18 protein-coding genes are annotated in these 21614 nt (G+C 43.6%); 11 read left to right on the top strand and 7 right to left on the bottom strand.

Annotated features, from left to right (window positions below; all coding sequences use genetic code 11):
* The first annotated feature begins 259 nt into the window (after positions 1-259).
* Positions 260-802 (top strand): YcgN family cysteine cluster protein, encoded by a 543-nt coding sequence (locus ACP7AA_RS11210; protein WP_426223651.1) that lies wholly within the window; start codon positions 260-262, stop codon positions 800-802.
* Here ACP7AA_RS11210 and ACP7AA_RS11205 read toward each other — a convergent pair.
* Positions 792-2084, bottom strand: coding sequence for a DUF4105 domain-containing protein (locus ACP7AA_RS11205; RefSeq protein ID WP_426223606.1), 1293 nt, complete (start codon positions 2082-2084; stop codon positions 792-794). The genes ACP7AA_RS11210 and ACP7AA_RS11205 overlap by 11 nt on opposite strands.
* Positions 2085-2362: 278 nt before the next feature.
* Between ACP7AA_RS11205 and ACP7AA_RS11200 the strand changes: the two genes are divergently transcribed.
* The 5 genes from ACP7AA_RS11200 (at position 2363) to ACP7AA_RS11180 (ending at position 10005) form a co-directional block, all read left to right on the top strand.
* A complete protein-coding gene (locus tag ACP7AA_RS11200) occupies positions 2363-3262 on the top strand; it encodes a CBS domain-containing protein (RefSeq protein WP_183621385.1) in 900 nt (299 codons plus the stop codon).
* 360 nt (positions 3263-3622) lie between these two features.
* A complete protein-coding gene (lnt, locus tag ACP7AA_RS11195; RefSeq protein WP_426223605.1) occupies positions 3623-5197 on the top strand; it encodes an apolipoprotein N-acyltransferase in 1575 nt (524 codons plus the stop codon).
* 161 nt (positions 5198-5358) lie between these two features.
* The gene (locus ACP7AA_RS11190) at positions 5359-5805 is read left to right on the top strand and encodes a hypothetical protein (RefSeq protein WP_201565151.1); all 447 of its coding nucleotides are present in this window, start codon (positions 5359-5361) and stop codon (positions 5803-5805) included.
* A 352-nt stretch (positions 5806-6157) separates the two neighbouring features.
* On the top strand, positions 6158-7714 hold the full coding sequence (locus tag ACP7AA_RS11185; protein WP_201565152.1) for a peptide MFS transporter: 1557 nt from the start codon (positions 6158-6160) through the stop codon (positions 7712-7714).
* Positions 7715-8169: 455 nt separating this feature from the next.
* Positions 8170-10005 (top strand): aminopeptidase P family protein, encoded by a 1836-nt coding sequence (locus ACP7AA_RS11180; RefSeq protein ID WP_426223604.1) that lies wholly within the window; start codon positions 8170-8172, stop codon positions 10003-10005.
* A 132-nt stretch (positions 10006-10137) separates the two neighbouring features.
* Here the strand turns inward: ACP7AA_RS11180 and ACP7AA_RS11175 are convergent, their stop codons facing one another.
* From ACP7AA_RS11175 to ACP7AA_RS11165, 3 genes are all read right to left on the bottom strand, one after another.
* On the bottom strand, positions 10138-11094 hold the full coding sequence (locus ACP7AA_RS11175) for a hypothetical protein (protein ID WP_426223603.1): 957 nt from the start codon (positions 11092-11094) through the stop codon (positions 10138-10140).
* A gap of 140 nt (positions 11095-11234) precedes the next feature.
* Complete coding sequence (gene fabF / locus ACP7AA_RS11170; protein ID WP_426223650.1) at positions 11235-12590, bottom strand: beta-ketoacyl-ACP synthase II; 1356 nt, start codon at positions 12588-12590, stop codon at positions 11235-11237.
* 143 nt (positions 12591-12733) lie between these two features.
* Positions 12734-14116 (bottom strand): anhydro-N-acetylmuramic acid kinase, encoded by a 1383-nt coding sequence (locus ACP7AA_RS11165; protein ID WP_426223602.1) that lies wholly within the window; start codon positions 14114-14116, stop codon positions 12734-12736.
* 229 nt (positions 14117-14345) lie between these two features.
* On the opposite strand from ACP7AA_RS11165, the gene tyrS reads away from it, so the two are divergent.
* From tyrS to ACP7AA_RS11150, 3 genes are read left to right on the top strand one after another with little or no spacing between them, the layout of a single operon-like run.
* Positions 14346-15557: a tyrosine--tRNA ligase gene (tyrS, locus tag ACP7AA_RS11160; protein ID WP_198329974.1), complete on the top strand. Its 1212-nt coding sequence runs from the start codon at positions 14346-14348 to the stop codon at positions 15555-15557.
* A 6-nt stretch (positions 15558-15563) separates the two neighbouring features.
* Positions 15564-16328, top strand: a complete 765-nt coding sequence (locus tag ACP7AA_RS11155) for a TIR domain-containing protein (protein WP_426223601.1) — start codon at positions 15564-15566, stop codon at positions 16326-16328.
* Positions 16329-16340: 12 nt separating this feature from the next.
* Complete coding sequence (locus ACP7AA_RS11150) at positions 16341-16568, top strand: DUF1653 domain-containing protein (protein WP_201619647.1); 228 nt, start codon at positions 16341-16343, stop codon at positions 16566-16568.
* A gap of 76 nt (positions 16569-16644) precedes the next feature.
* On the opposite strand, the gene ACP7AA_RS11145 is transcribed toward ACP7AA_RS11150, so the two are convergent.
* Positions 16645-17601 carry an alpha/beta fold hydrolase gene (locus ACP7AA_RS11145; protein WP_426223600.1) on the bottom strand — a complete coding sequence of 319 codons (957 nt, stop codon included), beginning with the start codon at positions 17599-17601 and terminating at the stop codon, positions 16645-16647.
* A gap of 235 nt (positions 17602-17836) precedes the next feature.
* Between ACP7AA_RS11145 and ACP7AA_RS11140 the strand changes: the two genes are divergently transcribed.
* Positions 17837-18493 (top strand): hypothetical protein, encoded by a 657-nt coding sequence (locus tag ACP7AA_RS11140; RefSeq protein WP_426223599.1) that lies wholly within the window; start codon positions 17837-17839, stop codon positions 18491-18493.
* Positions 18494-18517: 24 nt separating this feature from the next.
* On the opposite strand, the gene ACP7AA_RS11135 is transcribed toward ACP7AA_RS11140, so the two are convergent.
* Complete coding sequence (locus ACP7AA_RS11135) at positions 18518-19270, bottom strand: SDR family NAD(P)-dependent oxidoreductase (protein ID WP_426223598.1); 753 nt, start codon at positions 19268-19270, stop codon at positions 18518-18520.
* 79 nt (positions 19271-19349) lie between these two features.
* Positions 19350-19997, bottom strand: coding sequence for a uracil phosphoribosyltransferase (upp, locus tag ACP7AA_RS11130; RefSeq protein ID WP_149490868.1), 648 nt, complete (start codon positions 19995-19997; stop codon positions 19350-19352).
* 313 nt (positions 19998-20310) lie between these two features.
* Between upp and ACP7AA_RS11125 the strand changes: the two genes are divergently transcribed.
* Positions 20311-20967 carry a DNA glycosylase gene (locus tag ACP7AA_RS11125; protein WP_426223649.1) on the top strand — a complete coding sequence of 219 codons (657 nt, stop codon included), beginning with the start codon at positions 20311-20313 and terminating at the stop codon, positions 20965-20967.
* Positions 20968-21614 lie beyond the last annotated feature (647 nt).

Below are 21614 nucleotides of genomic sequence, written 5' to 3'. Positions count from 1 at the left end.
ATGAGTGTTGTTCTATAAATATGAATAATGCGTATGCTAGCGCAATCCTTTTGCTTACTCGTACTACCTTAACGCCCAAGTTGAGCAAAAACAGCTATAATACTGTAACGCTCTTTATCAAAATGTCTCTTTATAAAAAATCGACTACAACGCTATGACTATCAACTTGTTAAATCAATCTGCTGCCAACTTAGATTCTGATTCAGCCTCGCAGAACAAAGCTGATTCAAATACAGAAATAAACTCAGGGCTAAAGCCAATTGTAAGCCTATTTCCTGCTAGCAATACTAGCAGCGACAATAAATCGACTGAAACATTGCGTCCGCAGTTTTGGTCACGTTTTGCGCTGTCAGAATTAAACCATAGCGAATGGGAAGCCTTGTGTGATGGCTGCGGCAGTTGCTGTCTCATCAAATATATCGACGATGAGCACGTCAGCGACGATGACAATAGTCATGAAGCAGAAATGGTCGAATATACCGATGTGACTTGCCAGCTGATGGATTGTGCGACGGGCTATTGTCAGCACTATGACACGCGCCAAGAACATGTGCCCGATTGTATTCAGCTGACCATGGAGAATTTGCCACAGATGATGTGGCTACCGTCGCACTGCGCTTATAAACGCTTGTATAAAGGACAAGGTTTGCCAAGTTGGCATTTGTTATTAACCCAAAATGCGGTGGCAACCCAGCAGCAAATGCGCGCTGCCAATGTTGGCGTAGCAGGGCGCTGTGTTTCCGAGATTGGTATGTCTGATGAAGAGATGGAAACGCGGGTGGTAAATTGGGTTAATCCTTAGCATCAGCCGCCAATTTAGCACTTGCTTCCGCATCCGTTTGCGAATCAGCTAATAGCGGCATAGGGATACCTTGCCGAATCTGCTCAGAGAATTTACGGCTATTTGTAGCGCTATTTCCTGCTCGATTATCAAAGCCGCGAACCTTGGCGTTGATATGGGTACGCTCGTACCAAGTATCCATTGACCAAGGCTGGCCGTCTTTTTCAGGATTGGCGTCGAGCATGCCGACGTCGTATAAATAGTTTGGCAGCCAACCAGATACCCAAATCCGGTAATCCCATGGCAGACGGTCACCACTGACAATACGCGCCATATAAAAAATAATATTGGTACAGTTGCTAATCAAGGTGTTATACCAAGCCGGCTTGGCATTCAGTTCATCGGCGGCGGTTAAGTAAGATTCAAATAATGACTTGACCTCATGCTGTTGTAGATTGCTGACCGGAAACAGATAAACTTGCTCGCCACGCGCATTGGTACGCGTGTAAATAATATCGCGCTCCTCTGCGGCAATCAGGCTTAATTCAAAACGTCTAAAAAACCCTGCCAATGCCGAAAACGATTCACCATTTTCTTTACGAATCTCAAATGAGAAGGCAAGCGGTCTATCATTTTCGAAGCGGAAACTGACCAAGGTATGAGCAATCAGCGGTCCCATCCAATAGGAGTTGGTGACATCGACGCCAGATAATTTAGACATATCAATGGTGCGCGTGTCCCAATGTTCGGTCGCTTCCTGATCCGTATGCCAATCAAAGTTACGTACATTGGTGAAAGTAATCAAATCAGGATTATTAGTATCACGCTCATACGTGACTCGCTCACTGACTTCAGGCATCCAATCGCGATCTTGCTTTGGCTCAATAGATAGAAACCAGCCAAGACCGACAAACCAAATAGCGGCATATAAACCCATTAGCCATTTGCTTGCTGATTTTTTATTTTTGCTTGTTTTTGCGTTAATAATTGATTGACTAGTCGCTTGCTGGTTATTCAGTTGCTTAGCGGTTTTTGGCCAATAACGGCTACTAAGCAAGGCTATCAGTACGCCGACAATCACGATAGTTGCCAGCCACGTGATAAGCGCGCGCATTCCAAACTGATACCAAAGCGCCATCAATAGCCAAATAGCAGATAGCAGTAAGGTAGTAATGATAAAAAACTGTACAAGGTAATAGCGCCATGTCCGCTTTTGCTGGCGACCATGAGCGGCGCCACTCTCTAAGCGATGGCTATTTGAGAGGGGCGTGAGCAGGCGAGAGAAAAACGCGCGTAGGGACATAGTGTTTGTTATTGATAAATAAAGGCTTTGACCATAGCAAAGTTTATAACACACTGACAATACAATTTGAGTGAATTTGTCGTTGAATGTCAGCAAGCCTTGCGATAAAGTGAAACACATTAAGCTGGTCTATTTATATTTATTATTTAATCATCTAATGATAAATGGCCGGTTTTATTTATTACTTTAATCCCCATCTACATTTTTTATGATTTTACATGACATTCACAATTGCTATTAACTCATTCTATTAACTAAAGAGGTTAAATCACACCACCATGTCTGACGACACTCCCAGCCCGAGTAGTTGGTCGATGCGCGGCTTAAAACGCTGGCTATCGACCGCCCCCGAAACCCGTGATGAACTGATTCGTTTGGTACAGGACTCACGTCAATTCTTAGAGCCTGATACCGTCGATATGCTAGAAGGCGTGCTCGACCTACCTGCGACCCAAGTTCGCGAAATTATGACCCCGCGCCCGCAAGTGGTTGGGCTGCATGAAAGTACCAGTCTTGCTGAAGTAATGGACATCATTCTTGAGACCACGCACTCGCGCTATCCGGTATTTGATAGCCAAGACGACGACGCTGTTATCGGTATTTTATTGGCAAAAGATTTGATTCCTATCCTCGTGCATATGGTGCGCGACCAAGAAGACAAAATCGACAGCAAACGTCTTAGAGACCTTGTCCGTCAGCCACTCTATATCAGTGAAACCGCGCGTTCTGATACTTTGTTACGCTCATTGCAGCGTACCCAAGTGCATATGGCGATTGTCGTCGATGAGTTTGGTAACTTCGGCGGTGTGGTAACCATGGAAGACTTACTCGAGGAAATCGTTGGTGATATCGTCGATGAGCATGATGATTTCGATGAAGACAGTGATATCAATAATATCGTCGCCGACCCTGAAAAGCCAAATACCTGGCGCGTGCAAGCGTCGACGGTGATTGAAGACTGTAATGATGAGCTAGGTAGCCACTTCGATGATACCGATGTCGATACCATGGGCGGCTTGGTCATGCAGGCGCTTGGTTACGTTGGTGATTTGGAGGGTGAAAGCGTGGTTATCGATGAGTGGCAAATCACCATTACCGATGTCGAAGGGCGCTTTATTCAGAATTTAGAACTCACTAAGATCAATGCTGACCAGCAAATACTGATAGGTAGCCATTAATTTATTATTCAGCTTTTTATGACTGAGTCTTTATGACTGAGCTTTTTATTATTAAGCTTTTCATAACGGCCTAGCAAGTTTATCAGTAACGTTATCATTTGATGTCTTTATAGCTATAAAAAACACGATTGCGGTCGTGTTTTTTTTCGCTTTTAAAACCGATATTTTGCAACGCAAATTTACCCATTGAGTGGTACAGACTGGTATCATGGGCAGGTTTGATTTTTGAGTAATGTCTTTATCGTTATATAGAGGGCTATCAAGTAAGCGCTGAATGCGCCACTGATTGAATCCCTCAAAGTTAATATTTAAGTTTGATAAGTTTTAAATTACTGAATAATAAGGTTTTGGATAACTGCTATGCGTCTGTCTACTGTTGATTTGCAAAAACGCCTGAACCCCGATAAGCCAAAGGGCTTACCTATGGTGCTGACTATATTGATTGCGTTGCTGGCAGGGGCAGTGTTTATCTTTGCGCTCGCGCCGTATGGCTTTTGGCCAGTCGCCTTGGTATCACCTGCTATTTTATACGCGTTACTGATGCCACAGATGAGCGGCAAGCGAGCATTTGTCATTGGTCAGGCTTATGGCACGGGACTTTGGTGTGTGGGAGCATTTTGGCTCTATACCTCTATCCATGTTTATGGCGATACGCCCGTCTGGCTGGCGCTGATTATGATTGCGCTAATGGGTTTGGGCATGGGATTATTCCATGGCTTTTTGGCGTTGGTTTTTAATCGGGTGGTCGGCAAGCAACCGTTATCATTTGCGGCGCTTTGGGTACTACAAGAGTGGATGAAAACCTGGCTATTTACGGGTTTCCCGTGGTTATTTGTCGGTTATGCCTTTACTGAGCAATATTGGCTATCGTCATTAGCGCCCGTTGCTGGCGTGTTTGCTGTCTCCTTTGTGGCGGTATTATTGGCGGCAAGTTTGGTCGAGCTGTTACGTCGTCGCGGCGGTTATATGATTCCTGCCAGCGCGTTGTTGGTGGTAAGCTGCGCATTATGGTTGATAAATCCACAGTGGACGAAGCCAAAAGGCACGCCTGATTTATCGGTGTCATTAATCCAAGGCAATATCCCGCAAGATTTAAAATGGCTGACTGAATATCAGATAGAAACGCTAAAAATCTATGCAAATTTGACGCGTACCGAGTGGGGGCGTGACATTGTTTTATGGCCCGAATCGTCGATTCCGATGTTTCAGACTGATGCGGTTGGTTTTATCACCGAAATGGTAAAAATGGCCAAAGAAACCAATACCACTTGGGTGACCGGCATTCCTTATAAAGATGAAGCGGCTTTTGATGCCAAAACTGACAAATATCCACCGTTTTATAATAGTGTGATTGCGTTAGGCGCGGAAGCAGAAGGGCTTTATAAAAAACAGCGCTTAGTACCATTTGGCGAATATATTCCGTTTGAAGGCATGTTAGATATTCTGCCTAATCTGGCGGGTAGCCAAGAGATTTTAAGCTACAGTCGCGGTAGTGACAATCAATCGCCGCTGCGGGTTCGTGGACATAACTTGGGCGCGGCGGTATGCTACGAGGTTGCTTATCCTGATACCACCCGTAAAAACGCCATCAACACTGACTTTTTATTGACCATTTCAAACGATGCATGGTTTGGCACTTCAGCAGGTCCACTGCAACATCTGCAAATGGTACAAATGCGCGCGTTAGAAAATGGTCGCTGGTTTATGCGCGCGACCAATACGGGGGTTACCGCTATTATCGACCACAAAGGTCGCATCGTTGAGCGCGCCCCGCAGTTTGAGCGCACGGTATTACGCGGTGATATTCAAGCCCGTGTTGGTAATACGCCGTTTATGAGCTTTGGTAATTATCCTATCTTAATCATTATTGCGCTTCTATTATTATTAAGCTATCTTGGCAAGCGTGCGACCCCGCGGACGCGTTTGGTTGCCTAGGTTGCCATTTAGTAATTTGATACGTTAAGCATGCCAATATAGAGCGGATTTCACTTTTTTTATGAATAAAACCTTTAAATAGTTAAGGGTTTTCACAAATCAGTATAAATTGCGATATAATAGCCCAATATTTTAAATATTCTGTGCAAGGTGGATAAGGTATGTCAGAAGATATCGTTAATAACAACCCCAAGAAAGAATTCCTATATGCTTTAGGCGGTGTTGCCTTATTTTTAGGTATCGTCTTATTGATTGGCATTTCTGGTTTCTTGCGTCCAGCGGGTGAGCATATCACTCCTGAGACCATTGAAGCGTCAGCCGCCGAGGAAGCAGAAGCAACTGCTGCTCCGGAAGAAGCTGCGACTGCTGAAACAGCGGCTGCGCCAGCAGCAGAGACTGATGCAGCAGCAACGAGCGATACTGCAGCGGATGCTAACGCAACGCCAGCTACCGATGCGGACAGTGCTGTGGTTAGCGCTGAAGCTGGTACAGCCACGGCTGAAGGCACTGTTAATCAAGCAGCGGTTGCTGATGCTGACGTGACAGCCGAGCAAGCCGATGCTGATTTGGATGCTGGCACGACTGAAAAAGCTGCGACAGCAGAGTGATTTTTATTCAGATAGCTGCTGATTCAATTTTTAGACCTAGCAATTTCTAAACCTAGCAATAGAGTTTGTCATAGCCCTATCTCTTATAATATTGCTTCTAATGTCTATGATATTGATTAATGGTATTGATTAATTAAAACGGTCATGGCGATTGTTTTATTTGTACAGCTCACAAAAAACCCGCCCTTAGCGAATTGAGGGCGGGTTTTTTTGTGAGTGTTTGTGTAATTATTAAACCTTTTTTTCTTTACTTGGTTCTAGGCAAGTGAAACAATAATGCGCCTATGTGACCGCCTAGCAGAATAATTAGAAGTTTGGTCATCATTACAGTGGTTTTTAAAGGAATAGATTTATGAGCACAGACTCACAATCGAACGCTAGTGCTGCTGAATTAGAAGCATTAGATAATGGCTTTATGGGGCATCCTAAACCCTTAAGCTCGTTATTTTTCACCGAGATGTGGGAGCGTTTTTCTTATTATAGTATTCGTCCATTATTAGTACTCTTTATGGTGGCGACGGTTGGCAGTGGTGGTTTCGGTTTTGATGAAGCAACGGCTTCTGCCATCTATGGTATTTTCGCCGGTTCATTATATTTGGCGGCAGTACCGGGCGGCTGGTTGGCGGATAACTGGCTTGGTCAGGAGCGGGCGCTGTGGTGGGGCAGTATCATTATTGCGCTTGGGCATTTATGTATTGCGTTGTCAGCCATGTTTGGCATGGTGCTATTCTTTGTCGGTTTGATGTTTATTGTCATTGGGTCAGGATTGTTTAAGACCTGTATTACGGTCATGGTTGGGGCGTTATATCCCGAAACGGACAATCGCCGTGACGCAGGATTTACGCTGTTTTATATGGGCATCAATATCGGTGCGCTATTGGCAGCGCTGATTGTTGGGGTGTTTAGAGAAAAAGGCATGTGGCATGCAGGCTTTGGCGTCGGTGGTATTGGTATGCTGGCTTCGTTACTGATTTACCGTTTTTCAGCCAGAAAGACATTAAATCGTTATGCGCGTGCCAAAAACATCACCGCTGATTGGGAGCATGCAAATGACCGCTTTCAAAATATAGGGCGCTGGGTATTAGGCGTTGCGGCTATTTTTGTGGTATTGATTGTGCTCATTAGCACCGGTTTGATGCCATTTAATCCGATATTGGTCGCAGAGTATATGACCTATACCATCGCAGCTGTGGTGCTGCTATATTTTGCGGTGATGTTTATGTCATCACGGTTGAGCTCCTCTGATAAAAAACGCTTACTGGTCTGTCTGTTATTGATTATTGGTTCAACCTTGTTTTGGTCAAGCTTTGATCAGCAGCCAACCTCGTTTAACTTATTTGCTGACCGTTATACGGATTTAGAAGTCATGGGTTTTCATATCCCAAGTATTTGGTTTCAGTCGCTCAATCCGTTATTTATCTTATTATTAGCGCCCATTATCAGTATTTTGTGGGTGAAGCTCGGTGCTAAAGGTCTTGAGCCTAATAGCATGGTAAAATTTGCGCTTGGTATGTTGTTAGCCGCTGCAGGTTTTGGGCTGATGATTATGGCATCAAAAAGTATCTTGGTCGCTCCCGGTGCTTTGGCATCACCACTGTGGTTGGTTGGCAGTTTGTTTTTACTGACGCTAGGTGAGCTGGCGCTAAGCCCTGTTGGTATGTCGTCAATGACACGCTTGGCACCTGAGGGTATGCAAGGTCAAATCATGGGGCTGTTTTTTGCTTCTATTGCGATGGGTAACTTGGTCGCCGCCTTCTTTGGTAGCCATGTCACCGCTGATAAAATCGAAGGCTTGCCGGATTTATTCTCTATTATGACCATGTTCTTGGTAGTGACCGCGCTGATTTTATTAGCATTGTCAAAACCGATGAGCAATATGATTAAAAACAGCAGTAATATCAGAATGTAAGCAAAGAATTTAAGTAAGAGGCTAATATAAGCATAAGAGTATTAGTACTATTTATAGCACTCTATAGCCGTCGTTTGATAGGTGATAAAAATAAAGAAGCTACTAAACAGTGGCTTCTTTTATTTTTAGTTATCGGTCATTTTTACGATTTGTTCACGATTCTTTCACGATTAAATGGGTATTGCTGTTAAAGGCATTTATAAGTCAGTTATCATCCCCATATCGTTATATGCGCTAGCTTGTATCTGTAGCAAACTTAATAAACGCCCACTTAATTAACCGCTAATAATCAGCTGATGATGTCAGTTTATAATAACAATATATCGAGAACCTATCGATTCTACGGCGCTGTATGGCGGTGAGTTTTTTCTACTTATACAGCATTTTATGCAGCGTTTTAAACAGCATGGTGCTCGTGCTTTTATACTAATTTTTTATATACAATAAGGGACGTTATGTCTACTCAAGAAGCCATTCCAAAAACTGAAATTCAACAACGTATTACCAGCTTGCGTGCTGCTATTGCGGCGCAAGACTTGACCGCGATTATCGTGCCGTCAGCAGATCCACATTTATCTGAGTACTTGCCTGAGTATTGGCAAGCGCGTTTATGGTTATCAGGGTTTACCGGTTCAGTCGGTACGTTGGTCGTTACCGCTGATTTTGCGGGACTGTGGACTGATAGCCGCTATTGGGTACACGCCGCTCATCAATTAGCAGGCACCGGTATTACTTTAGAGAAGCTGGCACCCGGTCAGCCAAACCATATCGATTGGCTTGCTGCGCACTTGGCCGAGGGCGATAGTGTGGCCGTCGATGGTAATGTGTTGTCTATCGCTGAGCAAGACAGATTGCTTGATGCTTTTGATGCCAATGATATTACCTTAATCACTGAACGCGATGTATTGACAGATATATGGAGCGATCGTCCAGCGCTACCATCGGCACAACTATACCAACACGATGAGCAATTTGTTGCGCAGTCTGCGACCTCAAAACTTGCCGCCGTGCGCGCAGGTATGGCGGATGCAGGCGCAACCCATCATTTGCTTTCAAGCTTAGATGATATCGCTTGGTTGACCAACTTACGCGGTGCGGACGTCGATTATAACCCTGTATTTTTGGCGCATATGCTGATTGATGCGGATAAAGCGACCTTGTTTATTGATAATAATAAAGTCAGCGCTGACATTGAAAAAGCCCTAAAAGACAGTGGTATCATGCTTGCTGATTATGAAGCAGTGCAAGAGGCCTTGGCTACATTAACACCAGAAGATTTATTATTGCTAGACCCAAGTAAAGTGGCAGTCGGTACGCTATCAAAGATGGCGGACGATGTTGGCTTTATCGAGCAAATGGCACCAAGTACTTTGCTTAAATCTGTTAAATCTGACTCAGACATCGATCATGTACGTGAAGCCATGCGTCAAGATGGCGCGGCATTAAGTGAGTTTTTCGCTACATTTGAGCAGCGTCTAGCAGCCGGTGAACGTTTAAGTGAGCTTGATGTCGATAGTATGCTCATCGAAGCACGCAGTCAGCAGCCGCATTATGTCTCGCCAAGCTTTCCAACGATTGCAGGCTTTAATGAAAACGGTGCACTGCCGCATTACCGCGCGACGCCAGAAAAATTCAGCTACCTTGATGTTAATGAAGGCGAGGGCGGTTTGTTGCTGATTGACTCAGGCGCCCAGTATCAAAACGGTACCACCGATATCACCCGTGTGGTCGGTATTGGCAAAGTAAGTTCTGAGCATAAACGTGACTTTACCACCGTGCTAAAAGCCCATATTGCGTTGGCAAAAGCGCATTTCCCTGATGGCATTGCTTCACCACTTATCGATGCGATTTGCCGTGCGCCATTATGGCAGGCACAAATGGATTATGGTCATGGTACTGGTCATGGCGTTGGTTACTTCTTAAATGTGCATGAAGGCCCACAAGTCATTGCTTATAGTGCCAGTACGCCAAAAGAGCGCGCCATGAAAGTAGGCATGATATCCAGTAATGAGCCAGGTTTATACCGTGAAGGCAAGTGGGGTATTCGTATTGAAAACTTGGTGGTCAATATGCCAGTGGCGAGTCCGACTGAGACTGAGTTTGGTAAATTCTTAAACTTTGAAACCATCACGTATTGCCCAATCGATACGCGTTTGATTGAGCCTGCACTACTAACTCAAGTAGAGATTGATTGGCTAAATGACTATCATAGCCAAGTTTATGCCGAGCTAAAAGACCGAGTTAAAGGTACGGCACTTGAATGGTTAACCGAGCGTACAAAAGCTATCTAAAATAAAAGCTTATATTCTTGAATTTAAAACAAAAAAAGCCCCGTAAATTTACGGGGCTTTTTCTATTCTAGAGATTCACTGCTAGAGATTTGTTGCTATCGATTTATGAACGGATAGCAATATTTAGCTTTTTTACGATTCTTTATTAGTTTCTACTTTATCTTCACTTAAATTTTGAGTCATCTCCGCTCGTAACCAAGATTTTAAGTTTTCAGACATCAGCATCATTTGTTCACTAAGATAATCATCAATTTGCATTTCAAGCTCACGGATTAGCTCTTGATGGGTGGTATTTAGCTTTGCATCTTTTAATGCCAGCTTGATGGCGGCGCTGGCTTTATCATTGACCGCTTTAATGCTGCTATCTTCTTTAATGCGCTTATCATTAGCAATATGGCTATCGCTAATTGCATTGCCGCTAATCGTATTGCCGCTAATCGTATTGGCATGCTCACTGACAGTTTTATTTTCAGAGCTAGCACTAGAGTCGTTATTAACATCAGTTTTTACGGCATTTGATGGTTCAGTAGGCTGAGCTTTAGCAGTATTGCTATCAGCGCTATTATCAACCTTATCAACATTATCTACGCTTGGCGCTGTGACCTTGCTAGTGTCATTAGCATGAGTGATAGCAGTTTTAGCATCAAGATTGTTCTTATCTGAACTGTTTTTATCCGCTGCTAATAGCTCATTTTTCTGTGGTGCTTGTTGCGCCGCTTCTGCTTCTTCACGCAGTCGGGTTTCTTCTTCTATCTTAGCCTCTGCTTTACGCTTGGCTTCTTCTGCCGCTTGTATTTTTTGTTGTTCTTCTAGCCGTTCTTTTTCAGCAGTAGCACGCGCTTGGGCTTGTTTGTCCGCGATGGCTTTGGCAATAGCTTGCTCGGCGTCATGATTCTCATAAAGATTGTCAAGATGCGCGTCTAAGTCGTGGGTGCTAAAAACAAAGCTCTCAAATGGCGTCTCTGTTTGCAGTAAGGTGGTGATGTCTTTTAGCTCTTGGGTGATTGCCGCGCGTATAGGCTCAGGTGCACACGTCCAGCGTTGGTAAAACTGATGGGAAAATGAGTAGCTTGACATGGTATCTTCCATAAATGTTCCAAAAATTACCCCTTATCATACGCAAGTACGATAAGGGGCTGCAAGTGGACAAACGTAGTAAATCTGACACCAAGGTTACAACGGCGACTATCCAAAGCTTTTTGGCGCTGTTTCTGGTATTTCTTTTAGCTTTAGGGTTGCACCGGCCAACGGGCAAATATCAATGAGCCGTTAGTGCCACCAAAGCCAAAGCTGTTAGACACTGCATATTGTAAGTTCTCAACTTTGCGTGATTGATTGGCAACATAATCAAGATTACAGTTGTCCTCGACGTTGTCTAAATTGATGGTCGGCGGTACATGCTGATGTTGCAGAGCAAGGACGGTAAATATCGCCTCAACACCACCAGCGGCACCCAATAAATGACCAGTCATGGATTTGGTAGAGCTGACCAATATGCTGTCTTTCACTGGCGCAAAGACGGTTTCAATCGCAATAGATTCGGCGACATCACCAGCAGGAGTACTGGTCCCATGGGCGTTGACGTAGCCAACTGCGGCAGGCTCGATACCGGCATCGTTTAAGGCATTGCGCATGGCTCGTGCCGCACCGCTACCATCTTCTGGGGGTGCGGTAATGTGGCTTGCATCATCACTCATACCAAAGCCAACCAATTCAGCCAGTATCGTTGCTCCGCGCGCTTTAGCATGGGCAAGGCTTTCAAGGACGACGACACCAGCGCCATCCCCAAGCACAAAACCATCACGGTCTTTATCAAAAGGACGTGAGGCTTTGGTTGGCTCGTCATTACGAGTTGAGAGGGCATGCATCGCCCCAAAACCTGATATACCAAGTGGGCTTGAGCCTTTTTCACTACCACCTGCTAGCATCACATCGACATCACCATACGCAATCAAGCGTGCGGCAATCCCTATTGCATGGGTCGCGGTGGTACAAGCAGTCGAGGTCGCAAGGTTTGGACCTTTTAAAGTGTGTTTAATCGCAACCAAACCTGCTGCCATATTGACGATAGAGCCAGGGATGATAAAAGGTGACACTTTCAGCGCGCCTTTTTCACGCAGGGTATCGCGACTGTTTTCAATGGTTTGGATACCACCAATGCCTGAACCCAAAATCACCCCAAAGCGCTCTTGGTCGACATTTTGCACAGGCGCATCAGCAGCGCTGACTTCATCGATAAAGCCGGCATTTTTCAATGCCATGGCAGAGGCAGCAACGGCATAATGCATAAATTCATCATAGCGGCGCGCGTCTTTGGCATTCATATATTGCTTGGCGTCAAAATCCTTGACCACACCGGCAATTCGCGCACGATAGTCTGTTGCATCAAAATGGGTAATTGGCGCGATACCGCTCTCGCCATTAAGCAGGCTTGCCCATGAGCTTTCGACATCTAATCCCAAAGGCGTCACCGCGCCCATACCGGTGACCACCACGCGCATATCGTCAGAACGCTCGTAGTGCGGTGGTTTCTGTCTTGGCTTATATGCTTGTTTGGTAGCAATATCCACGGGAGTATTATTCATCGTTTGCTCGGTAAGTGAGTCGGTCGGTAAACTGCTATGCTGGCTCATGCGCTATATCCTGTACTTACGGTCCTAAGAGGATGTTATTTCAAAAGCCATTATAAAACACATAAGTGTACGTATGTAAACTAAAATTTGACCAATCAGGCAAAACAAACCTGACCCAGTACAACGCCTTTACTTGCGCCAGTTACCGCTGGTAAGTTACCGGTTTCGCCCATTAGGGTTTGGCGTGCCAACCATGCAAAGGCGACGGCTTCGACCCAAGCGGGATTCAGTCCTAAGCTGGCAGAGGTTTCTACTTTGCAATGAGGCAGATGCGCTTGCAAGCGCGTCATCAAATAATCATTTAACGCACCGCCACCGCAGACATAAACCGAGCTATTTTCTTGTGCATTAATAAACATATTGATTTGCATACTGGCACTCATGGCGGTCAGCTCAGTGAGCGTTGCCTGTACATCGGCTGATGAATAGCGAATATGAGCAGATGCTTGGTCAAATTTTTGCAGCTCGCTTTGTAGCCATGCTAAGTTAAAGTCTTCACGTCCGGTACTCTTGGGATAAGAGCGTGCAAAAAATGGATGTTCTATCAGCTGGTTAAGTAGCGGCTCAACGACTTGTCCTGACTGCGCCCATGCGCCGCCAGCATCATAATCTTTATCTGTATGCAATGCTGTCCACGCATCTAATAATAAATTGGCAGGACCCGTATCATAACCAATGACAGGACTATTATTAACAAGAGCATCATTAACAGAACTGTCATTGGCTGGCAAGACCGTAATATTAGCAATACCGCCCAAATTTAATAACACCCGTGTGCTATCAGGGGTGGCAAATAAAGCTTGGTGAAAGGCAGGTACCAATGGCGCACCTTGACCACCAACGGCCATATCACGACGGCGGAAATCACTGACCACGCTAATACCAGTACGCTCAGCGATGATATTGGCATCGAGCAATTGCAAGCTAAAGCCCATTTGTGGACGATGACGCACGGTTTGACCGTGACAGCCAATTGCCAGCACCGACTCTACATCGGTATTGGACTGCTGCAATAAATTATTGACCACTTCGCTGGCAAATTCAGCATATTCTTTACTAGCCCAACCGAACCAGTCTAATTCGCTGTTTGGTTCACCCACTGTTGGTACTAATTCTTGGACACCATTAGGCTGACATAAAGCCAATAACACTTCACGCAAGCGCGGTGGGAAGTCCTGACTACGAGTTGCTAATAGTCGCATGGGTTGTTGAGTGTTTTCTTCACCACCGAATTGACAAAGCACGGCGTCCATACCGTCTAAGCTGGTGCCAGACATCATGCCAATATATAAGCCGTCATCGAAGTTTTCAAACACCGTTTGCTCAAGCGCATCGGTCAAGGTGGCATAATTTAAGTCGTCAATATGCGCTAAGCTATTTTCTAGACCATTATCTAAAATGTTGTCTAAATCATTGTCTGAGTTTATAGTCGAATGAGTATTATCATTGGTATCAGCAATCGATGCAGGGTTGGTCATGGCAATTTACCTTAAAAAACGCTAGTATATCTGTCAAATTCTAACATCTTTTACCGGCTACGAAACTTTAATCCCATTCCCAAAAACCAGAGTAGTGATAAATGAGTTCAAGTACTACATTTAATAGATAGTAGACTCAACGAGTTTGACGCTGCTAACCCTATTTTTGTGCTTGGTATAAATAGCCTAAACGCTTTACCTTTTTAATAAAGACAATAAAGAGAGCATCATGACCACCCAAACTTACACCCTAGAAGAACAACTTGCCTTAATCCAACGCGGTACACAAGAAATCCTATCTGAAGAGGATTTGGTTAAGAAGTTAAAACTGAATCGCCCGCTGCGTATCAAAGCAGGCTTTGATCCCACCGCTCCTGACCTACATTTGGGTCATACCGTGTTGATTAATAAGCTGAAGCATTTTCAAGATTTGGGTCATGAGATTTACTTTTTAATCGGTGATTATACTGCCAAGATTGGTGACCCTTCTGGCAAAAACAGCACGCGTCCGCCCTTGACCGATGAGCAAATCAAAGTCAACGCGCAGACTTATGCTGAGCAAGTCTTTAAGATTTTGGATAAAGAAAAAACCAAGATTGTCTTTAACTCTGAATGGTTCAAGGATATGTCAGCGGGCGATATGATTCAGCTTTCCAGCCAGTTGACCGTCTCACGCATGCTTGAGCGCGATGATTTCTCTAAACGCTATGCGGCGCAAACGCCCATTGCTATCCATGAGTTTCTCTACCCATTGGTGCAAGGTTATGACTCTATCGCGCTAAAAGCCGACGTCGAGCTTGGCGGTACTGACCAAACCTTTAACATCCTGATGGGACGTACCCTGCAAGGTCGTTATGGTCAAGAGCCGCAAGTTTGTATCACGGTGCCAATCTTAGAAGGGCTAGACGGTGTTAATAAAATGTCTAAGTCACTTGGCAACTATGTCGGCATTTACGATGCGCCGGGCACCATGTACCAAAAACTGCTGTCGATGCCAGATACTTTAATCCGTCGTTACTTTGAATTTTTAAGCTTTAAGCCGATGGAAGAAGTTGAGGCGTTAATGGCAGAGATGGAAAACGGTCGCAACCCACAGGAAATCAAACGTATCCTTGCTGAAGAATTAATCGAGCGTTTCCATGATGCCGATGCTGCGGCTAATGCGCATAAATCAGCGGGTAACGTATTAGCTGATGGCGAATTGCCAGTCGATTTACCAGAAGTGACGTTAGAGTTAGAAGGGCAGGATGCATTATTTATCACGCAGATATTAAATCAAGCAGAGCTTGCCAAAAACAGCTCATCGGCTAAAGATATGATTAAACGTGGCGCGGTAAAAGTAGATGGCGAAGTGGTTGATGCGGGCTTTAGCTTAACCTCTGGTCAAACAGTCGTTATCCAAGCAGGAAAAAAGGCGTATGCGAAAGTGACAGTGGGATAGGTCAATATGAATAAACTAGAAGAGCTTGAGAAGCTGAAAATAGAAGTTCAGAATCTAGAACGTGGCTATACTAATAAAAGAGAATCTCTTCTCCTAAAGGCAGGGGTAATAGTAGATAACTTTTTTGGGAAAAATTCAAAGTATAAAAACCTTCTTCTGTCTATAAGTTTTCACTTTACTGGTTTTAACTCAGGCGCTTCTACGGTTTCTAAAACAGAAATGTGGAATACTGGTAAAGATAAATTCATCGGTTTAATTGATACTCTAATCTATGATTTAGAAATTTCCGAAGGTTTGCGAGATAAGAAGCTGATGACTAAAAGTGACACTTCCAAAGTCTTTATTGTTCATGGACGTGATGATGGTGCTAAAGAAGCGGTAGCAAGGTTTATAGATAAATTAGGTTTTGGGGCTACTATTCTTCACGAACAGACAAACTCTGGTGCGACGATTATAGAAAAAATTGAGAAGAATACTGATGTTGGTTTCGGTATCGTACTTTATACCGCATGTGATATTGGTGGGATAAAGGCTGATTTAGACAATCTTAAGCCGAGAGCTAGGCAAAATGTTGTTTTTGAACACGGTTTTCTAATGGGTAAAATTGGAAGAGAAAACGTTGTTGCACTTGTAAAAGGTAACGTCGAAATTCCTAACGATATATCAGGCGTAGTTTACGAGTCTATGGATGAAGGCGGAGCTTGGAAATATAAGGTTGCTAGGGAAATGAAAAGCTCTGGCTACGATGTTGATATGAATAAAATTGAATAAGTGGAAGACAATATGAGCCAAACCGTCACCCAAGGCATCTACCGCCATTATAAAGGCAGCCTTTACCAAGTATTGCATACCGCGCAGCATTCAGAAACGGAAGAAATATTAGTTGTTTACCGCTGCCTATACGGTGAGTATGGCGTGTGGGTACGACCATTAGCGATGTTTACTGAAACTATTGAAGTTGATGGTAAGCAAGTAGCTAGATTTGAGTTAGTTAAAGTATTAGCTGATTAATACTTCAAAATGTTTAAAATTTATTGCCCAAATAAAAAGCGACCCGTTAAGGTCGCTTTTTTATATAAATGAACAACTAATTCTGCAAAAACCCTTTTAATACTTTATAAAACCCAACAGGTTCATCCATTGGTATCGCATGACCTGAGCGCGGCAACACGACCTCAGTGGCATTAGGTAGCATTTGGGTGATTTTTTGCTGCCATATAGCATCATATAGCTTTGAGCGCCCGCCAATCAGATTGACCACTGGAATAGTGACCCGCTCTAAAGCGCCGCGAAAGTCATAGGGTAATGTTAAATAAGCTTGTAAGCAGCGCATCTTATGATGCCAAATACTATGATCATAAAGCGCAAGTTTGGGGTCGTTTTTATAGGTCATCACTTGTATAAAGGCTTTTGAGCGTGTGCGATTGACGGATAATAGAGAAAACAGCCGTTCGACATCCGTTGCACGGCGTTTCAGGGCAAAAGGCAGATGGGTAAAGCTTTCGATGTCAGCATAAGGCAAAGTCTTATCAATTACCTCATGAAAGATATCGAATACTTCTTGCTGGCGCGTGCCAAACAAGCCACCTTGCCAGTCGGACTGGTTATGGATAGCAGGACTTTGGTCGATATTTAAATAGCGGCTGACTCTTTCGCTGCCATAACGCTCAAAATACGCCCACATAACTTGCGCGCCCATCGAAATAGCGGCAACAGGTAAGGATTCTATACTACGCGCCAAGCAAATTTGCTCAATGACGATACTGATATCATCGGCATACTGGCGTACAAAATCAAACTGGGTCAGCTTAATATCTTTTGCCGCGCCAAATCCTCGCAGGTGCGGCAGATAAAATGCATATTTGCCAACCAAAGGTAAAATAAATGGCAAAAATTCACGTGCATCCATGCCATAAGCATGTAGCAGCAGTACGGGTTTGCCATTGCCTATGACAGATACGGGTAGTAATGTACCGTCAGTCAAAGCGATATCAATCGTTTTCAACTGGTAGTTAGCAGGCAAGTTAATTAAATTTTTCTTCATAAGGCAGTATACCTTGTTTTCATTAAGCAATTTTATAAAGCCGATTTAGCCGAAATGCTTTATTGTGGAATTATTTATGCCACTAATGAAGGACTACTATATTAAAATAGGTAACTGACCATAGCATAAAATTTGTTAAGTGTTGAAAGCAGTTGAGCGGTAAAAGTAGCGAATTGTCATAGACTTTGACCAATCGAATCAAACGTCAGCAAGTAAAATATAAGGATATTAAGGTATGAACAAGTCGATGTTACCATTGCTCGATAGCAGCCTGTATCCACAAGTCTGGCAGCAGCAAAAATTTACCAATCCGCAGGCGTTACTGTTAGCAATGCTTACGATAGATATCACAGCAGATGCCGATGCTTTCACAAAGCAGCTGTTAAAAAATGATACTTATCAAGACTGGATTAATAGCAGTGTATTTGGACGTTACTTACAGCGTAATTTTACGGCGTTCTCTCAGCAAACAGAAGACAGCTTTAATGCAGATATGCCTTTGCTATTTCGTCAGGAATTAATGCGGCACGCGCAGTATTTGCCATTAGAGCAAGTATTGTTTTTTGCAGGTGATATGCCAAAAAGCGTGCGCCAGATAAAAGTTTTAAGCACAACGGTTAATCCTGCCACCGCCATCATCAATGCTCAGAAGCTAAGTACAAAATCTTCTATCAATAATACAACCACGATTATCAATCAGATAGTGATTAGGGGTAAGCAAGTTTTAGGATTTCCGATACGCCACAATAAACGAACTAGTGAGCGCTTGCGTAATGAGGTATCGATTTTAGATTTTCAGGATTTGCGCTTGGTCAATGAAGAGAGTATCAATACCAAAAAAAGAAGCAATATAGAGGAATCTATATTGCTTCGGTCTTATGAATTACGTTAATGAGCCAAACGGTCGGTTAAGCGTTTAAGAATCTTGCTTAGCAATCGTTAGACCATTATAGGTTTGCGCAACCGGCATGACTTCTAAACGATTGACGTTAATATGGGCAGGCGATTCAATCAGCCATAATAAAATATCGCCAATATCATCGCCGGTCATGGTTTTAAAGCCATCATAAACTTGAGCAGCTTTATCATCATCACCGTGGTAACGCACGTTTGAAAATTCAGTGCCCGCGACATTACCCGGTTCAAGGTTGGTCACACGCACTTGCGTACCGATGAGATCCGCGCGCAAGTTTAAGCTAAATTGTTTAACAAAAGCTTTGGTCGCGCCATAAACGTTACCGCCAAAGTAAGGCCAGCTACCTGCAATTGAGCCCACATTAATGATATAACCGCTATCACGTGCGACCATCGCTGGCAAGACTGCATGAGTGAGCGCCATCAACCCTTTAATATTGGTATCGGTCATACGCATCCAGTCATCAAGATTGGCGTTGTGCGCAGGCTCTGTACCAAGTGCTAGCCCAGCATTATTCACCAAGACATCGATTTGCTTGAAATCAGCAGGTAAGTCAGCAATGATTTGTGGAATAGACGCTGTATCACTGACATCCATGACCACAGGTAAAAATGCCTCGCCCAAAGTTTCTGCTAGCGCATTGAGCTTATCTATGCGTCTGGCGCAACCAATCACGCGATGGCCATTGGCAACCAAACGCTCAGCCAGCGCTTTACCGAAACCCGCGCTTGCGCCTGTAATCAATACGTTCATCTTATATCCTTATCATTGATGTTCTGCATATGTGTCATGGTTTTATAACGACGGCTTGTCTTGGTTTATTGGCGTTGTCTTACTTGTTAAATAGTTGTTTACCAAATATTTTATCACCCGCATCGCCAAGACCTGGAATGATATAACCGTGCTCATCCAGATGGCTGTCTAATGCAGCGGTATAAATAGTCACATCAGGATGCGCTTCATTGACCACACGAACGCCTTCAGGTGCGGCAACCAATACCAATGCTTTAATATTGGTACAGCCATTTTTCTTTAGCATCTCGATGGTCGCAACCATTGAGCCGCCAGTCGCTAACATTGGGTCAATGATAAGGGCTGGGCGTTTGTCCATGTGGCTGACAAACTTTTCAAAGAAGGGTACAGGTTGCAAAGTTTCTTCATCGCGCTGTAAACCAACGACAGAGATTTTCGCAGTAGGAATCAAATCGAGCACGCCGTCGAGCATACCAATACCGGCACGTAAAATGGGTACAATCGTTGCGGTCTTACCGATGATTTGCTCACCCGTGATTTCACCACACCATCCTTCCATTGGAAAGGTTTCAATCTCAAAATCACGGCTCGCTTCATACGCCATCAAGCGCGCAAGCTCTTTGGTCAATGTACGAAACTTATAGGTGCTACAGTCTTTTTCGCGCATGAGGCTGAGTTTATGACGGACTAACGGGTGATCGATGACGGTGATTTTTAAGTCGCTCATAAGGTCTCTCTTGGTTTTTGGTCTGATGCTTGCGCAGTTACTGCGGTTGCCATTAGTATAAAAGATACAAACACTTACCGCACTTCAACTCTATATTTAGCCCATCAATAGTAAGCTTAATGCTTTAATAAAAAAATAAGCCAAGTGCCTTTATAACAGGATTAATTTTATTTAAGTCGACTATGTTTGACTATAATAGCGCCCTGATAAATGAAGTAGTGTTTAGGCTTGCTATGATAGCAAAAAAACCGCTTTTCTGATGAAGAATCTTATGACTACACAACCATCCCATACGCATGATAATACTCATAAAATGGATACTAACTCGATATTGTCTGAAGCTCGCGCCGCAGAAGTAGAAACCCATCCATTCGGTCCAGTGCTACCGCCTGATGCCACCGTGATGATGATGGGTACTTTTCCACCGACCGCTGATAAATGGGCAATGCGCTTTCACTATCCAAACTTCTATAATGATATGTGGCGTATCTATGGCAGCGTATTTTTTGACGATGTGAATTATTTCAGAGTAGGCGATGAGAAGCGCTTTGACCCTGAGCGTATTCGCGCCTTTATGTTCGAGCGCGGCATTGCTTCTTGTCCTACTGTTACTCAGGCTATCCGCGAAACCGGTAATGCCTCAGATAAAAACTTAACCGTTGTCACCCCCGTTGACCTAGATAGTATTTTGCCACAAGTGCCAAAAGTTGAAACCTTATTTACCACGGGCGGTAAAGCAACTGAGGTGCTACTCAATTTATTAGCCGAGCCACCTGCCAAGTCCAAGTACCCGAAGACCAATCAAAGTATGGATTATCCTTATGAATGGCAGAGTGACAATAATAAAAAAGCTAATGTGAATAATCTTACCTTATATAGACTGCCTTCTACCTCGCGTGCTTATCCACTAGCCTTAGATAAGAAAGTGGCTGCCTATAAAGACTTCTTCAAAAAGATAGGTAAGCTATAAAAGTGTCATATATAGGAGATAATTATATATAGGCAATAAGCGGTCTTAAATAAAAAAGGCTGACTATCATTAAAGGTAAAACTATTTTTAATCCTAACTGACTGATAAATAGAGGGTATTAATAATAAGGTCAGATAATCGCTAAAATAGCCGACAAACCCCCTTGACCGCCACCCCAAAGCGCGTATAATGCCACCCAGTCGGAAGGGAAGGCGGATTGGAAAGTGGATTACCACTGATTACCAATAGCGGGTTTTAACCAAGCTACTACTTAATCATCCAACCGAGCAAATTCATTTTAGATTAACCTAGTTTAAAATAAAATAATTTACCTCTTGACTTAACAAATTAAACGTCTATAATACGCACCTCATTAAGACGAACTGGAATGACTTATATGTAGATTACATATAACAAACCCAGATAACTTATTGAAACAAATTATAAAAAAGCTTGACAAACCAAATCATTATGATATGATAGTCGGCTCGCTAGATAGGATAAGTTATTAACTTAAACTGGATAGCAAAGAGAAATACCCTATATAATCATCTACTGGACGACAGTAGCGTGACACTATTTAAAAGCATAACTAAAGAACAACTTGTGTGGATTTTTGCTGATTCAGAATGCTAAAAAATAAAGTT

Origin of the sequence: Psychrobacter sp. DWR1-2-3 (assembly GCF_049896465.1) — a bacterium.
Lineage (GTDB): Bacteria > Pseudomonadota > Gammaproteobacteria > Pseudomonadales > Moraxellaceae > Psychrobacter > Psychrobacter maritimus.
Note: the sequence above shows the minus strand (reverse complement) of the source record. Positions and strands in the feature narration are given on the sequence as shown.

What these genes read in the sequence shown, in the direction of transcription:
- ACP7AA_RS11125 (WP_426223649.1), top strand. Translation starts at nt 20,311, where the DNA reads ATGGATACTAACTCGATATTGTCTGAAGCTCGCGCCGCAGAAGTAGAA.
- ACP7AA_RS11185 (WP_201565152.1), top strand. Translation starts at nt 6,158, where the DNA reads ATGAGCACAGACTCACAATCGAACGCTAGTGCTGCTGAATTAGAAGCA.
- ACP7AA_RS11140 (WP_426223599.1), top strand. Translation starts at nt 17,837, where the DNA reads ATGAACAAGTCGATGTTACCATTGCTCGATAGCAGCCTGTATCCACAA.
- ACP7AA_RS11190 (WP_201565151.1), top strand. Translation starts at nt 5,359, where the DNA reads ATGTCAGAAGATATCGTTAATAACAACCCCAAGAAAGAATTCCTATAT.
- ACP7AA_RS11145 (WP_426223600.1), bottom strand. Translation starts at nt 17,601, where the DNA reads ATGAAGAAAAATTTAATTAACTTGCCTGCTAACTACCAGTTGAAAACG.
- ACP7AA_RS11150 (WP_201619647.1), top strand. Translation starts at nt 16,341, where the DNA reads ATGAGCCAAACCGTCACCCAAGGCATCTACCGCCATTATAAAGGCAGC.
- ACP7AA_RS11180 (WP_426223604.1), top strand. Translation starts at nt 8,170, where the DNA reads ATGTCTACTCAAGAAGCCATTCCAAAAACTGAAATTCAACAACGTATT.
- upp (WP_149490868.1), bottom strand. Translation starts at nt 19,997, where the DNA reads ATGAGCGACTTAAAAATCACCGTCATCGATCACCCGTTAGTCCGTCAT.
- ACP7AA_RS11205 (WP_426223606.1), bottom strand. Translation starts at nt 2,084, where the DNA reads ATGTCCCTACGCGCGTTTTTCTCTCGCCTGCTCACGCCCCTCTCAAAT.
- ACP7AA_RS11155 (WP_426223601.1), top strand. Translation starts at nt 15,564, where the DNA reads ATGAATAAACTAGAAGAGCTTGAGAAGCTGAAAATAGAAGTTCAGAAT.
- tyrS (WP_198329974.1), top strand. Translation starts at nt 14,346, where the DNA reads ATGACCACCCAAACTTACACCCTAGAAGAACAACTTGCCTTAATCCAA.
- ACP7AA_RS11175 (WP_426223603.1), bottom strand. Translation starts at nt 11,094, where the DNA reads ATGGAAGATACCATGTCAAGCTACTCATTTTCCCATCAGTTTTACCAA.
- fabF (WP_426223650.1), bottom strand. Translation starts at nt 12,590, where the DNA reads ATGAATAATACTCCCGTGGATATTGCTACCAAACAAGCATATAAGCCA.
- ACP7AA_RS11200 (WP_183621385.1), top strand. Translation starts at nt 2,363, where the DNA reads ATGTCTGACGACACTCCCAGCCCGAGTAGTTGGTCGATGCGCGGCTTA.
- ACP7AA_RS11135 (WP_426223598.1), bottom strand. Translation starts at nt 19,270, where the DNA reads ATGAACGTATTGATTACAGGCGCAAGCGCGGGTTTCGGTAAAGCGCTG.
- lnt (WP_426223605.1), top strand. Translation starts at nt 3,623, where the DNA reads ATGCGTCTGTCTACTGTTGATTTGCAAAAACGCCTGAACCCCGATAAG.
- ACP7AA_RS11165 (WP_426223602.1), bottom strand. Translation starts at nt 14,116, where the DNA reads ATGACCAACCCTGCATCGATTGCTGATACCAATGATAATACTCATTCG.